Source organism: Proteocatella sphenisci DSM 23131 (assembly GCF_000423525.1).
Classification (GTDB): Bacteria; Bacillota; Clostridia; order Peptostreptococcales; family Filifactoraceae; genus Proteocatella; species Proteocatella sphenisci.
Genome location: NZ_AUID01000006.1, coordinates 73,631 through 88,145, shown reverse-complemented (window position 1 = coordinate 88,145; position 14,515 = coordinate 73,631). Strand labels below are relative to the sequence as shown.

At 38.1% G+C, this 14,515-nt stretch carries 15 protein-coding genes; 3 read left to right on the top strand and 12 right to left on the bottom strand.

Features of this window, described 5'->3' with window-relative positions:
* Positions 1–15 precede the first annotated feature (15 nt).
* The 6 genes from G558_RS0102930 to G558_RS0102900 all read right to left on the bottom strand — a co-directional run bounded on the left by G558_RS0102930 (position 16) and on the right by G558_RS0102900 (position 4,147).
* Positions 16–426 (bottom strand): CGGC domain-containing protein, encoded by a 411-nt coding sequence (locus G558_RS0102930; RefSeq protein WP_028828835.1) that lies wholly within the window; start codon positions 424–426, stop codon positions 16–18.
* 164 nt (positions 427–590) lie between these two features.
* Positions 591–1,058 (bottom strand): ribosome small subunit-dependent GTPase A, encoded by a 468-nt coding sequence (locus G558_RS12200; protein WP_028828834.1) that lies wholly within the window; start codon positions 1,056–1,058, stop codon positions 591–593.
* Between the two features lie 298 nt (positions 1,059–1,356).
* Positions 1,357–1,671, bottom strand: a complete 315-nt coding sequence (locus G558_RS0102915) for a hypothetical protein (RefSeq protein WP_156888493.1) — start codon at positions 1,669–1,671, stop codon at positions 1,357–1,359.
* 120 nt (positions 1,672–1,791) lie between these two features.
* Positions 1,792–2,799 (bottom strand): phosphotransferase family protein, encoded by a 1,008-nt coding sequence (locus tag G558_RS0102910; RefSeq protein ID WP_028828832.1) that lies wholly within the window; start codon positions 2,797–2,799, stop codon positions 1,792–1,794.
* A complete protein-coding gene (locus G558_RS0102905) occupies positions 2,766–3,470 on the bottom strand; it encodes a TIGR04282 family arsenosugar biosynthesis glycosyltransferase (RefSeq protein ID WP_028828831.1) in 705 nt (234 codons plus the stop codon). The genes G558_RS0102910 and G558_RS0102905 overlap by 34 nt, the downstream gene beginning before the upstream one ends.
* Positions 3,467–4,147, bottom strand: coding sequence for a TIGR04283 family arsenosugar biosynthesis glycosyltransferase (locus G558_RS0102900; RefSeq protein WP_036931457.1), 681 nt, complete (start codon positions 4,145–4,147; stop codon positions 3,467–3,469). Before G558_RS0102900 ends, G558_RS0102905 begins: the two co-directional genes overlap by 4 nt.
* Positions 4,148–4,326: 179 nt before the next feature.
* Between G558_RS0102900 and G558_RS0102895 the strand changes: the two genes are divergently transcribed.
* Positions 4,327–5,535 carry an EAL and HDOD domain-containing protein gene (locus tag G558_RS0102895; RefSeq protein ID WP_028828829.1) on the top strand — a complete coding sequence of 403 codons (1,209 nt, stop codon included), beginning with the start codon at positions 4,327–4,329 and terminating at the stop codon, positions 5,533–5,535.
* 71 nt (positions 5,536–5,606) lie between these two features.
* Here the strand turns inward: G558_RS0102895 and G558_RS0102890 are convergent, their stop codons facing one another.
* The 4 genes from G558_RS0102890 to G558_RS0102875 form a co-directional block, all read right to left on the bottom strand.
* Complete coding sequence (locus G558_RS0102890) at positions 5,607–6,452, bottom strand: universal stress protein (RefSeq protein WP_028828828.1); 846 nt, start codon at positions 6,450–6,452, stop codon at positions 5,607–5,609.
* 109 nt (positions 6,453–6,561) lie between these two features.
* Positions 6,562–6,870 (bottom strand): hypothetical protein, encoded by a 309-nt coding sequence (locus G558_RS0102885; protein ID WP_028828827.1) that lies wholly within the window; start codon positions 6,868–6,870, stop codon positions 6,562–6,564.
* Positions 6,871–6,985: 115 nt separating this feature from the next.
* The gene (locus G558_RS0102880) at positions 6,986–8,401 is read right to left on the bottom strand and encodes a sensor histidine kinase (RefSeq protein WP_028828826.1); all 1,416 of its coding nucleotides are present in this window, start codon (positions 8,399–8,401) and stop codon (positions 6,986–6,988) included.
* Positions 8,398–9,087, bottom strand: coding sequence for a response regulator transcription factor (locus G558_RS0102875; RefSeq protein WP_036931455.1), 690 nt, complete (start codon positions 9,085–9,087; stop codon positions 8,398–8,400). The genes G558_RS0102880 and G558_RS0102875 overlap by 4 nt, the downstream gene beginning before the upstream one ends.
* A 153-nt stretch (positions 9,088–9,240) precedes the next feature.
* Between G558_RS0102875 and G558_RS0102870 the strand changes: the two genes are divergently transcribed.
* Positions 9,241–10,224, top strand: coding sequence for a sodium:calcium antiporter (locus G558_RS0102870; protein WP_028828824.1), 984 nt, complete (start codon positions 9,241–9,243; stop codon positions 10,222–10,224).
* On the opposite strand, the gene G558_RS0102865 is transcribed toward G558_RS0102870, so the two are convergent.
* Complete coding sequence (locus tag G558_RS0102865; protein ID WP_028828823.1) at positions 10,209–11,375, bottom strand: MFS transporter; 1,167 nt, start codon at positions 11,373–11,375, stop codon at positions 10,209–10,211. The genes G558_RS0102870 and G558_RS0102865 overlap by 16 nt on opposite strands.
* A gap of 89 nt (positions 11,376–11,464) precedes the next feature.
* Here G558_RS0102865 and G558_RS0102860 point away from each other — a divergent pair, with 89 nt between their 5' ends.
* A complete protein-coding gene (locus tag G558_RS0102860; protein ID WP_028828822.1) occupies positions 11,465–12,640 on the top strand; it encodes a cation:proton antiporter in 1,176 nt (391 codons plus the stop codon).
* 97 nt (positions 12,641–12,737) lie between these two features.
* Here the strand turns inward: G558_RS0102860 and G558_RS0102855 are convergent, their stop codons facing one another.
* A complete protein-coding gene (locus G558_RS0102855) occupies positions 12,738–14,489 on the bottom strand; it encodes a putative bifunctional diguanylate cyclase/phosphodiesterase (RefSeq protein ID WP_169337706.1) in 1,752 nt (583 codons plus the stop codon).
* Positions 14,490–14,515 lie beyond the last annotated feature (26 nt).

Below are 14,515 nucleotides of genomic sequence, written 5' to 3'. Positions count from 1 at the left end.
ATTTTTTGTATTTTATTAATATACTTTATGTATACCCTTTTCTCTCTTAAATGCTGCAGTCTTGCTTATAAATGAACCCTCCACCACATTCTCATATCCTTTTTTACGCACGATATCTCTTATGTAATCCACATGAGGGCATCTGTCATAGTGGTGATTGTCTGTTACCATACAAGAAGACAGGTGAACTGTTACATCGTCTTTTGCTATATCTCCGTATTTTTTGCACTTTGCCGCAAAATGCTCCAGCTTGGCTGCTACGCTCTTGCCGCAGCATCCTCCGCATGTAAATGAAATATATCTGGTCCCATCTTCATAGTTTTCAAACATTCCTTCTCTGTTATAGAACGACTCTGTGCACGCATAGCCGCTGCATCTGTTGTGCGCAATGTCACACTGTATTATTGCTACATATTTGTTACCCATATTCTTCCTCCTGTAAATTTTCAGATTTATCTAATTATATCATATTATTTATCAATTGGATGATAAAATCTACAAAGCTCCCTGTTCATGGCCTCTGTGATCCTGAGGGTATTTCCATGATGAACCGAAACACACACTATCAGAACATTCCTGTACATAAAGCTTCACCTCTTCTTTCTTGATTTATACATCTCCTTCTGGAGCTTTGCGATGCTCTTTTCAACTGCATTCTTGTTCATGAGGGCAGTCTGCTTTTCCTTTCTCATAGATGTGACAATGAACACATAATCAAAGTTGGTTGCCACCACCTGCTCCCTGCTGTTGAATGTATCCATTCTTGAAAACTTGCTCTTTTTATCCAATACCTTGTATATAATATCTTCTCCCATAGGATTGTGCTTTATCAGCACAAAATCTCCCGTAGCCGGATAAGTCTGCGCGCGCTCAGGGCTGAAGAAAATCGAGCCCTTGAGCCTTGCATTCTTTTCGCCCATATCTGATACTGCAGTATAGCTTTCCCTGTGTACCTGAGTTATTCTGGCAACGGCCAGCTCGCCGCTCCTGTCGTAATCTTTCTTCTGTTTTTTGAAAAAATCATTATATCCGTAATCTTCAATCCTTAGATTATTCATTTCTTCCTCCATATTTCTGAAATAAGTAAAAAAATACCATATCAAACAACCCCTGCAAAAAAGGTTGCTCTCTACGGTTATCTTCAATCATCAATATCAGTCCCTTTCAAAAATATATTTATGGTTAGTATTATACACTATCCCATATGATTTACAATTAATTTTATGATTTTTTGTGATTTTTTTCAAAAAAAAACAGTGCAGCTGAATCTGCATCTGTTTTAATCGCGAAGCCCGGGATATAAAAGGATGGGGGTTATACTGGGCATATGTAGATATGTTTTCTTTCGAGTTGTCTTTAAAGCGAATTGAGTTTTTTATATGAGCTATATGAGCCTGTGTTCAGATGAATTCCTGATGAGGCAGAAGACCTTCGAATGAGTGCTTTCCTGTTTCCTGATCTGGTCTGCGGCGCAATCCTCCTCTGTTTCATGCTGTTTGCATAACTACTCTCTGCTATCCCTCCACAATAAAAGCCGTCATCACAAAGCCCTTCCCTGAAAAGGCTTAAATAAATCATGTGGAATACCTTTAAGGAAATAATCACGAATGCAATAAGCATAAAGAGTCTTGGAATCATATCGTCACCTTCTTTTCTGAACTTCTCATGCATTAGATTATACCGTTAAAACATTCATATGTCTACGTTTCAATAGTCCTTTTTTTAGAGGATGATTGTCCTTTTTAATATTACCTGTCAGCAATCGTGCATTTTTTCAGAAATAATTCCATGTTAGAAATAATCTCGCTCTATCCTCTGCAGAAACTCCATGTCCAGATACTGCTCAAGTTTTAATCGGGTCGACTCATTTGCAATAAGCCTCTGCGGGTCTTTGTACTGAACCCAGGCCATGGCGCACCATGTTATTCCTCTGAGGCAGTTTAGCGGGATATATACGTTAACCCTGTCTCTCAGCCCGCAGGTATCAAATCTTCCTGCGACCGCTTTTTCATAGTCAGAAATAAAATCGTCCATAGCTTTTCTCCCGAGGATAATGTCTGTCTTCCAGAAGGTAGTGGTTGGAGCAAGGAAATGGCCTATGTCCTGAGCGGGGTCCCCATATAGTGGCTTTTCCCAGTCCACCAGAAAGTCCTGTCCATAGTTTTCGTTAATTAGGAAATTTGTTGAATTGAGCTCCGTATTTATGCAGCATCTGTATCCTTTGTAGCTGGAGCATCCTCTTGCCATTTTGCTCCCACGCTCCAAAAGGTCCTCGATCAGCGCTTTCTTGTTTTCATCTGCAAACTGATATTCGCAGTAGGTTTTTATCATTTCTCTGCATTCGTCTATTACAGCCTGAAACGGAGCCTCTGGAGAGATGAGATGACTTTCCTCCTTTACCTTGACGCTGTGTACGTCCGCCAGGCACTGAGCCGCCGACACAAGATCCGATTTGTAGTCAAGATGCCTCCCGCTCAAGAATTCCATCACTATGACGCCGTACTCCATATTTTCAGGTGCCGGATCAAAATAAAGGACCTCCGGAGTCCTTCCTGATTTCTCAAGTAGCTTAAGCGTCGTGTATTCATATTCAACCTGATTCCTCAAATTCATCTGACTAGCGGTATTTATCCTCAAAACCAGAGCCCTTCGCGTCACAGGATGAACGAAATAATAATTTATGTTGTACTCGCCCTGAGCAAGCATCTTATACTCTATCTCCCGATCTTCAGGAATTCCAAGTGCCTCAAGATATAAGCTCGTTTTTACATAGTCCCGCAGTCCGCTGATTCTATCCATCTATCTTCGTACTCCTTTACAAGATATTCCACATACTTCGCTGTATATTTATTTTCATCATATTCTTTCATGTCAAATCGCTTCTTAAGATTGAATACGTCTTCTGGTTCATCTATATCTGCATACGCTTTTATCAGGTTATAGCTTAGATCCGCTGTTTTTACAGCTTCTATGGTATTTTTAAGCACGCTTCCATATCCATATATCTGATTGTCAAAAACCTTAATATCTGGTTTTTTCATACCTATAAGATAATATCCATAATCTGTAGTAGGCCCTAAAACCAAATCATTTCTTCTTAACACATCAAACGCCTTGACCAAGTCCGAACTCTCAAGCTCTGGTATATCAGATCCTATAAGAACGCATGAATCGTATCCACTTTTCAGTACGTATTCTATGGCATTATGCATTCTTATCCCCAGATTTCCTCCTTTTTGAAGAACATATTTCTTATCTTTTCCCAGAAGCGAATACAGGATGTTTTTCTTCCCATATGGGGTATAAAAAACAAAACAGTCTCTCCCTGTATTTTCACAGCACTTCTTTATATCTTTCAAAAAACAGCTGTGAATCTCTGCACATTCTTCTGGCAAAAACAGTGATTCAAGCCTCGTTTTTGTTTTCCCTGCAACCGGCACTCTTGTAAATATTATTATTGCTTCATTCATCTTATATTACTGTACATCCTTGCAATCTCATCTGCAGGAATCCCCTTTCTATATAGAAATCTCAGCCTGTGCATGTTCCACATCACCCTGAGCCTGTTCACATTTCCCTCTCCAAACCTTCTGTCCGAAGTACATATTCTTTCTTTGGCATCGCCATATCTTATTTTCATTTTTTTGAGATTCAGCGAAAACTGATAATCCTCCATCAAAGGAATCTCCGGGAACATTCCCACTTGAAAAAAAAGGTCTCTCTCTATAAACATACCTTGGTCTCCAAAAACTATCCCTGACATCTTTGATCTAAGATTAGACATAAAAGCGCAGCATTTCATGAGTATATTTTCTGAGTCAAATTTTATTCCAAAATATCCTGATCTGAATTTATTCATTACTTCTTCTATCTGTTCAAGTGCCGCATCTGGCAAAGTGCTATCGCAGTGCAGAAAAAAAAGTACCTCTCCCCTGCTTTTGAGTGCTCCCTTGTTCATCTGGTTCGCCCGCCCTTTAGGAGAGTTTATAAGCGTGAATTCATCTGATATAAGCGATACAGTATTGTCAGTGGATCCTCCGTCAACAAAAATAATTTCACACCGGCCTTTAAGAGGCCTCATAATATCTTTCATTTCTTCTATTGTTTTTTCTTCATTATAAACAGGTATTATCACTGATATTTCCATATGTTTCCTCATTATTATTTTTTTTCTACCAATATTAATTATATATTATCAAGCTTATACTTTCAACATCCACAAGCATCAAAATTTGTAGTATAATTTTAAAAAATGTATTATACTTAAGTCATATAAACATATCTTTAGACAATAAGGCATTTCGATTTAAGGAGGGGTGGATTACTATGTATATTGCAAGGCAACCTATATTTGACACAAACATGAATGTATATGGCTATGAACTTTTGTACCGCAATGATTCTGAATCTACTTCTTTTGGGTTTGCAGACAGTAACAAGTCAACTGCCACTGTTCTTGGTGGACTTTTCGAGTCTGGAATTGACCAGATAGTAGGCGATAAAAAAGCATTTATAAATTTTAATTATGATTTCCTTAATTCCGAATTTATAGAACTCATTAAGCCTGACATTCTAATAATAGAGATTTTAGAGGATACTTTCGTCGACGAGGCTCTGGTACAAAGAATCCTTCACCTCAAAAAACAGGGCTATCATATAGCACTGGATGACTTTGGCAATAGTGAAGGTTCCTACAAGGCTGTTGAGCATGCTGATATAATAAAATTTGATATTTTGCTTACTCCGCTAGATGACATAAAAGATCAAGTTACCAAGGCTCTTTCAGAAAATAAAATGCTCGTTGCCGAGAAAATAGAAGATCAAGACACCTACATAAAAGCAAAAAAAATGGGTTTTCAGCTTTTCCAGGGATATTTTTTCAGTCGCCCTGTAATTATTGCGGGACTTAAATCTCAAAAAACTGACATAACTATATACCAGCACCTGCTTTCAGAACTGCGATCTGAGGAACCTTCCTTTCATAAACTTACAAACATTATAGAAAAAGATGTAAATATGGCTTACAGGGTAGTCAAAGTTGGCGGAAACAGCCAATACAAAAATAATTCTATCATGTCCATACTCACCAGAATGGGACTTATTGAACTCGAACGCTGGTTTTCTGTCCTCATGCTTCAGGATATTTCTTTTAAAAAACCAGAAGAAATTGTGAGACTTTCACTTGTAAGGTCTAAATTTGGTGAACTTATTTCACAAAACAGCAATATTAAAAACAGACGCCACGAAGTCTCACTTATGTGCCTGTTCAGTGTACTTGATGCCATGCTTGATGTGCCAATGCCAGAAGCACTTGAAGACCTCCAAGTGGGAGATGATATCAAGGATTCCTTAATCCATAAAAAGGGTATCTTGAGCCCCGTGTATGATATCATAAGTTATTACGAAACAGGAAATGGCTCCTCCCATATTTCTGAAAGCGCTCAAAAACTGAACATAGATGAAAGCGAATTATTCAGATGGTATATACAATCTATAGAATGGTCCAATCGCATAATGAACATGATAAAAATATAAGTATTTAAATAGAATAAGACTGCATTTGTGTGTGCGGTCTTATTTTATTTGTCTTTATTTTTATGTTTTAATTATACCAGCAAAACAGAAGAAACAGCATGCCTTGCCAGATAATGACTTACACTTCCTAAATACAATTCTTTTACAAAACCCAGTCCCTGAGTTCCCATTATTATAAGAGATACTTCCTTATCAGCCATAAGATTCATTATTTCCGTGGTCGGAATACCCTGAACCACCTGTACTCCAACGTTTTTAGCTCCATTTCCCTCAAGCTCTCTTTTCATATCCATAAGCTTGGCAAAATCTTCTTTGTTCATTTTGTCAAGTATCTGCAAACGTTCCAAATCCATCCTCGTTGGGTCTTGTACATGAACCAGGGTGATTTTAGTGCCTTCACATGGAGCAAGAATTTTGAGAACTTCAAATGCTTTTTTTGCATTTTGAGAAAAGTCTGTAGGAAACATTATGTGCTCCATTATGTCACATTCCACATCAGCGTCATCTTTATTGTTAGCCCTCACAAGCATAACTGGTTTTTGGGAGTTATGAAGAACCTCATATGCAAGCCCCTTAAACACCGCCTCCCCAATAAGAGACCTGTTAGTTGCTTTTGTAACTATCATATCTGCATTTTCTTTTTGTGCAATCTCATTTATTTCATTTTCTATAGATCCCTTTACTATCCTTGTCTCAACCTCAAATCCCTGATCAATGAGCAATTCTTTTTGTCTTTCCAGATTCTCATTATAAATTTCTTCTACAATCCCTCCAATCGAAGAAGCCTCTTCTCCCGAACTATAGCACTGAAGTAAAAGGCACTTTTTTATACCCAGCTTTCTTACACTTTTCATACACCTTATAACTTCCATTGAAGTGTCTGAAGCGCCTGATGCAAAAATTATTTTCTCAACCATCTTTATACTCCCTCCTGAAAATTTCAAAATCGAAGTTTTAACCTTACCATTATAGTATACCCAAAATTTTAGATAAAAAAAGGAGCGCCCATGGCACTCCTGACAAATATTAATTATTGTTTAGCACGCAGGTTCCATCCTGAGCTCTTATTCCGCTTCCATCCTTAGGGCCCGTTCTGTTTCCCTTACCCATGCCTCTTTTTTCTCCAGCTCCAAAACCACTTCCATTTTTGAATCCGCCAACTCTGTTTTCGCCATTTTGACAAAATTCACACTGACCATTCCTGGTTCCCTGGAACTGCTGACCACTTTGCGCTGTATCTCCAGAATCTGCAAATGCTGGTCCTCCAGATATTCCTACTGCCATCACTGCTGCCATTGCAAGTCCTGCTATTGTTCTTTTCATATTCTTTTTCATAATTTTCTCCTTTTTTACAAATATTTCAGTTAAGGTTTTCAAAATCTTCCCTTAAACCCATTATAGGAAACAAATATGATGGAATTGTGATGAAAGTTCATAATAACTGAGGAATTTATGAAAATGGGAGTTCAAACCAGAAAATAGTCCCATTACCAGGTTCGCTCTCTACTCCATATGGGGCTTTATGAAGCTCCATTATTCCCTTTACAATGGCGAGTCCAAGTCCTGAACCTGAAGCAAACCTATCTCCGGTTTTGGATCCCTTGTAATAACGTTCAAAAATATGGTCAATATCAGCTTTTAAAATGCCTGGCCCATTATCTCTGACTTCTACTCTCATAGCATCACTTAGTTCTATAAGTCTTACCTCAACCATATTTTCTGAAGATGTGTGAACAAAAGCATTACTTATAAAATTATAAAGCACCTGCTCTATCTTTCTCTTGTCACCTATTACATTTCGATTCTTGCCTTCACTTTCTGATATTATAAATGTCCTTTTTTCATTGTTTACACAATACATCATTCTTATATCTTCAAGAATACCTTCTACTAAAAATTCTTCCACCTTAAGTGATTCTGTGCCAGATTGGAGTTTTGACAGACTAAGCATGTCCTCTACTATACTGCCCAATCGCTTGGACTGTTCTATTATTACCCCAAGCTGCTTATTTCTTTTTTCAATATCGTCTCCACTTATATCTCTTAGTGCCTCTGCGTACCCTCTTATTATAGTAAGAGGTGTCCTGAGTTCATGAGACACATTGGATATGAGTTCTCTCTTAAGCATCTCATTGCGAGAAAGAGCTTCTCCCATCTGATTCATCCGCCTCGCAAGCTGACCAGTTTCATCTTCCCCAAGATCTGGCAAGCGTTTTTCAAACTCTCCGTGGCTGTAAATCTCAGCAGTTTCACTTATAAGAAGTATGGGCTTTGTAAACTTTTTCGACATTAGAGATGACATTATTATAGAGACTGCAAGTATTACAAATGTTATAATTATAAGCTGCTTTTTCAGTATATCAGCTGTATCTTCAACCGATGCCAGAGGAAATGATAAAGCTACTGCCCCCTTAACTTCTCCACCCATATAAACTGGAAGCCCCATAACTACAATTTTATTCCCAAATCGCCTGTGGATAGTCTGATTTTTATATTCCTCACCCTTTAGACCAAAGATAATTGAATTTGTTATTTCTCCCTGCATCATGCCCGGCATTTTATTTCCGCTCTTAGTTGTATTGTAAATGAGCTTTTCATCAGAAGTTACTATCTGAACTTCCATATTTTTGTCATAAGATATCTGATCGATTTTTTCAGTAAGATCGCTTGCTTTTAGGGCGGTATTCATGTCTTGATAATCTTCTATCTGTGAAACAATCTCTCTTATGTTTTTTTCCACTTTGTTTATTTCCATTTGCGTATAAAATTTGTCGAGAAAAACTATCTGAAAAAGAAATATAAGCAATATTACTATGGCGCAAAGAAACATCATTCCGCTCCAAAGCCTCATTCTTATGCTTTTCATTTATTTTCACCTGCTTCAAATTTGTATCCAATCCCCCATGAGGTTACTATCCAGTTTCTGCGATGGGCCAGATTTTCTCTTAACATTTTCACATGAGTGTCTACCGTCCTTGCATCACCCATGAATTCATAGCCCCACACCTGATTTAGGAGCTGTTCTCTTGAAAAAACTCTTCCTTTATTCTTTACAAAGAAACTTAAAAGATCATATTCCTTGGGGGTAAGGCTAAGCAGGTTATTTCCAAGGTGTATGGTCCTTGCATCAAAATCCACCTTAAGATCCTTTATCTCAATTGTTTCATGGATATCCTCGTCATTTGCAGCGCCTCTTGAGAGCACAGCCTTTACTCTGGCCATAAGTTCTTTGGGGCTAAATGGCTTTACTATGTAATCATCTACCCCAAGCTCAAACCCAAACAGCTTATCATACTCCTCTCCTCTTGCGCTAAGCATTATAAGTGGAATCATTGAAGTTTTCCGTATTTCCCTGCAGACCTCCCATCCATCCATGCGAGGCATCATCACGTCAAGTATGACAAGGTCTGGATGCAGAGAATCAAAGATCTTCATTGCGCTCATGCCGTCACCTGCTTCATAAAAATCAAAATCCTCTGAAACAAGATATTCTCCTATTATTTCTCTGATTTCCTTTTCATCATCAATAACTAACACTTTTTTTCTGGGCATTTTTTCTCCTGTCTCTATCTGAGGCACTTAACATTTTTTAATAAGTACATATTGCCTGTACTTATTATATACAAATAATCTGGTAAATGATATAATTAGTACTGTTTGATATTTATTTTAATATTATTTAAAAGACAATTTATCGGAGGAACAATGATCTATATAATCTACCTGGCGCTTGCCGCTGCTATTGTACTAATATCTGTAAAACTTTCTGTCTATGTCGACCTTCTCGATAAGACTACTAACATATCTGGAGCCTTTATAGGCGGAGTAATGCTTGCCGCAGTAACCAGTCTGCCAGAGCTTTTTACAAGTATCGCTGCCACCCTTTTTGTAAACCAGCCAGACCTGGTTATTGGTAATGTGCTTGGGAGCAATCTTTTCAATCTTGCTATACTTGGTGCACTTATCCTGTTTGGAACAGGCAGATTCTCAAAAAGTTTTATTTCTGTAAGTCATAAAAACACAGTAATTGCAACTCTTATGATGTATGCACTGGTAAGCATAGCTCTCATTGTACCTTCAAATCTGAATATACTTGGAATAAATCCCATATCCATAGTGGTTTTTTTACTCTATGTTTACTGCGTAAAAAACATGTCTGGTGATGACAGCAGCGCCGAAGATGAAGAGGAGACCGCCATTTCTCATCTGAGCAAAAAACAGATTCTTGTGCGATTTGCATTTCAAAGCGTTCTTCTTGTAATTGTGAGTATAGCGCTTACGCTTACTACAGACATAATAGCAACCAAACTAAACCTTGGAATGACCTTTGCTGGAGCCTTGCTGCTTGGAGTTGCGACCTCTTTGCCAGAGCTTGCGTCGTCCATATCCCTTGTGCGCCTTGGAAACTTTAATGCTACCACTGGAAATATAGTTGGAAGCAATCTTTTCAATTTTTCTATACTGTTTATAGCCGATCTTTTATATAGTGGAGGCTCTATTTACACTGCAAATTCACAATTACACAGTCTTCTTTTCTTTGGAGTTATCGCTGGAATCGCGGGCTTTGCAATCCTTCATTTTAAATCAAAAACATCCCAAAAAACCATAGCATTTCCAAAGATTTTATATACGGCTGCTGGCGCAATCCCAGTTATAAGCTATATACTTTTTCTTCAGGCTTCTATATAAGAACTGTTTTTCATAAACAGAATTAGTATAAGTGCCGCTAAAAGTGACATACCTGCTCCAAAAATAAAGGGTGCCTCTGCTCCAAAAGAATTCCATAGTATGCCAGCTAATGCACTTGCTGGAAAAAGTGCTATTCCGGCCACAGTAGAATGAAGTCCGAGCATAGTTCCTTTGAGATCAGGCGGTGAAATTTCAGATATAAATGCTCTTTCAACTCCAGCAATCATAGCCGTGTATGCACCATACATTACAAACATCAGAATTACAAATGCTTTGTTTATAGCCAGTGCAAAACCCATGTATACCAGCGCAAATACTATATAGCCCGATACAAGAAACTTTTTTCTACCCGACTTGTCTGATCTTTTGCCAAAGGGTATAGAAAGTACTGAAGCCGTAATATTATATATGAAATACATCAGTATAACGCTCGAATTATCAAATCCTACGCTCTTTGCCCTGAGTAAGAGAAATGCGTTGGACGAGTTTCCCAAAGTAAAGAGAAAAACCACAATCAGATACATCCTAAGCTGAGAATCCAGCTTTTTAATATTTTTCCAAAAGGGCTCAATAGCGGGTCCTTTTTCTTTGTTTTTATTTTCTTTTACAAAAAAGAACAGCATAAGTGCTGCCAATCCTGGAATTATGGAGATCAGAAATATCTTCTTGTACTCTATTTCTCCATTGTAGGCTTTCATGATAAAATATGCAAATAGTATGCCCAGCGCTGATCCTGCCATATCCATAGCCTTGTGTATACCAAAGGCTTTTCCAAGCTGGCCTTTTTCAGAGGCCTGGCTTACCATTACATCTCTTGGCGCCGTCCTTACTCCCTTTCCAATTCGGTCTATCACTCTTGCCCCAAGTATCCCTGTCCAAGAAGTTGCTGATATAAGCATCAGTTTATATATTATTCCCGTTGCATAACCTGCAAATGCAACCTTTTTCCTGTTTTTATATTTATCAGTTATATATCCGCTAAATACCTTCAGAAGACTGGCAAGGCTCTCTGCCGTTCCTTCTATTATTCCCACAAGCGCGGGAGTTGCCCCAAATACCGTAGTAAGATAGAGAGGAATTATGGGATATACCATCTCGGTACTTATATCTGCAAAAAAACTTATAAACCCAAGTATAATTACGTTTCTCATAATATTACCTGCTTTCCCTGACCTTTTATTGCGCAAATCACTTCAATGTGATATCATTATACATCATTTTACTAAAAAGGAGGCTCTAAATGTTACTTTCCCTTTCACTAATACTTATAATCGGCTTTTCTCTAAGTGGTATACTCAACCGGCTTCATATCCCCGGTCTTATAGGCATGATATTTACTGGAGTAGTTCTTGGACCAAACATACTAAACCTGATTTCTGGCGATATACTTAATATATCAGCGGACCTTCGCGAAATTGCGCTTATAGTCATCCTTGTAAGAGCAGGACTTTCCATTGATATAAAGGATCTGAAAAAGGTGGGCAGACCTGCAGTTTTAATGTGTTTCATTCCTGCAACCTTTGAAATAGGAGCAGTGACATTCTTGGCTCCAGCTTTGCTTGGCGTTTCCCATATCGAGGCTGCCATAATGGGATGCGTACTTGCTGCAGTTTCACCTGCAGTAATAGTTCCTCGCATGATACATCTGATAGAAACCGGATATGGGAAGAAGAAAAAAATACCCCAAATCATAATGGCCGGAGCTTCTGTAGATGATATATATGTGATTGTTCTTTTTACAGCTTTTCTTGGCATGTATAAGGGCGAGGACTTCAGCGCTATGACGCTTATCTCTGTCCCTATTTCAATTATAACAGGCATAATCATGGGCGTTGTCACCGGAATTATTCTGGTAGGCATCTTTAAAAAAATACATATGAGAGATACTGTCAAGGTCCTTATAATACTTAGTGTCTCTTTTATATTTGTATCTGTCGAAACTTTCCTTAAACCGTACTTCCCCGTATCCGGACTCCTGGCCGTTATGGCACTGGGATGCACCATACTGAAAACCCATGAAATACTTGCAAAAAGATTAATGGGCAAATTCTCAAAAATATGGGTTGGTGCTGAGATACTTCTCTTTGTACTTGTAGGTGCCCAGGTTGATATAAGCTATCTTTCCTCTGCAGGCATCAATTCTGTAATCCTTATAATACTCGCACTCCTCTTAAGAATAATAGGGGTAAATATAAGTCTTGCAAAAACCGACCTTAACCTTAAAGAACGCGTCTTTTGTTCCATCGCATATATACCCAAAGCTACAGTACAAGCCGCAATAGGATCTGTCCCGCTTGCTGCAGGAGTAAGCGCTGGAAACACTATCCTTACAGTCGCCGTACTTGCCATAATAATAAGTGCTCCTATAGGAGCCATCGGAATAGATAGAACTTATAAAAAATTCTTGAGCCTCTGATATCTTTATATCTAAATACAAAAAAACTCCAGGGCATTATGTAGATGCCGCTGCAGTTTTTTGTATTGTTATTAAATTGTTTTTTTAATATGATTTTTTAAATATAATTTTGTTTTATCCACGTATTTATCTGGTTTTTATCCTGGGGTCTTCCATGAAAATAGCCTTGTATATAGTCGCACCCAAAAGTACCCAGAAGAGTATTTTGAAAATGCGTCTCAACGCCTTCACCTACTACCTCCAGCTCCATTCGGTGAGAAAGCTCTATAATAGATTTTACAAGAAGCTGATCCTTTGTATTCCTGTCTATATTCTCAACAAAGCTCCTGTCAAGCTTGACCTTGTCTATTGGTATATTTTTGAGATAATTAAGGGATGAATAGCCAGTCCCAAAGTCGTCAAGTGCAAGCTTGAATCCCATTTTCTTAAGCTTATTGAGCATAGTCATAGACTGGTCAATGTTATTCATGAGCGCCGTTTCTGTAACTTCAAATTCTATCTTTTCAGGATTAACAATGTATTTTTCAAGAATAGCCTCAAGATATGTAATAAGATCGTTCTCTATAAGCCCCTTTGCAGAAAGATTTATAGATACAAATATGTCCATCTCCTCAAGATGCCTCCATGCCTCTATCTGCTTGAATACATCTTCTATTATCCATCTTTCCAGAGTTTTTATCTGTCCGGAGTTTTCTGCAGCTACAATAAACTCCCCTGGCGAAATCACACCTCTTTTGGAATGATACCATCTTGCAAGTGCTTCAATACCAACCAGTTTACCAGTTTTAGAACTGACAATAGGCTGATAATGCATCTGAAATTCATTTTTCTCAAGACCGATTCTTATCTGGTTTATAAGATCTATAGTTGTATAAAGTTTTTTACCTGTATTAGAATCATATATCCTGAATTGGTCTTTGCCATTGTTCTTGCAGTAATAAAGCGCCACATCCGAGCATTTTAAAAGGTCAAAGAAAGTTTCTCCATGCACCCCATGTACAGATATTCCTGCACTTATAGACGTCTTTATTTCGCTGTGCATCAGAAGTTTTTCATTTCTTACAGCAGTAAAGAAAGTGTCCATATCTCGCTCAAGATCTTCAATATTACCAAAATCTCTGTAAATAATTAAAAATTCGTCTGCATTTACCCTGGATAAACAATGTCCTTGCACAAAATATCCCGAAAGAAAACCAGAAAATCTCCTGATCATCTCATCACCTGCCGAATAACCAAAGGTATTGTTTATATAGCTAAGGTTATCAATATTTATATGAACAAATGCAATATACTCATCGCATTCTTTTTCAGCAATTATTTTACCAAAGTCATCCTTTATCTTTTCCTTGTTTGGAAGGCCTGTAAGCTTGTCGTAGTATGCAAGCCTGATCAGGTTTCTCTCCATATCAACGCTATCCGTAATATCAAGTACAGATCCGGCAAACAAGACTACTTGTCCTGACTCATCATGCCTTGCAGCTCCTCTGGCTTTTATCCACCTGTATTCTCCACTATCGTTTTTTACTCTGAAAGTCTTTTCATAGTGTTTTTTACTGCTCTTTATAAAAAGCTGCAGGTCATCCACAAAATCATCGTGATCCCCTGGATGTATATGCTTGCTCCAGAGATCCACGGCCATTTCACTCTCAGTCGCGTTCATATGCTGAAAATCAGTTCTATCTGTATAAAAATTATATATTCCCCTCTCAAGATCCCATTCCCAGACACTTTCCTGCGAGCCTTCAAGCAAAAGCCTGTACCTCTCAGTGTCTCTCTTAAGAATATCATTTTCTCTTGTGAGCTTTGCTATTAAATCACTTCGACTATCCTTGTCGATTCTCGTCTCCATACTCATTCACTCTGATCCTTCAAATT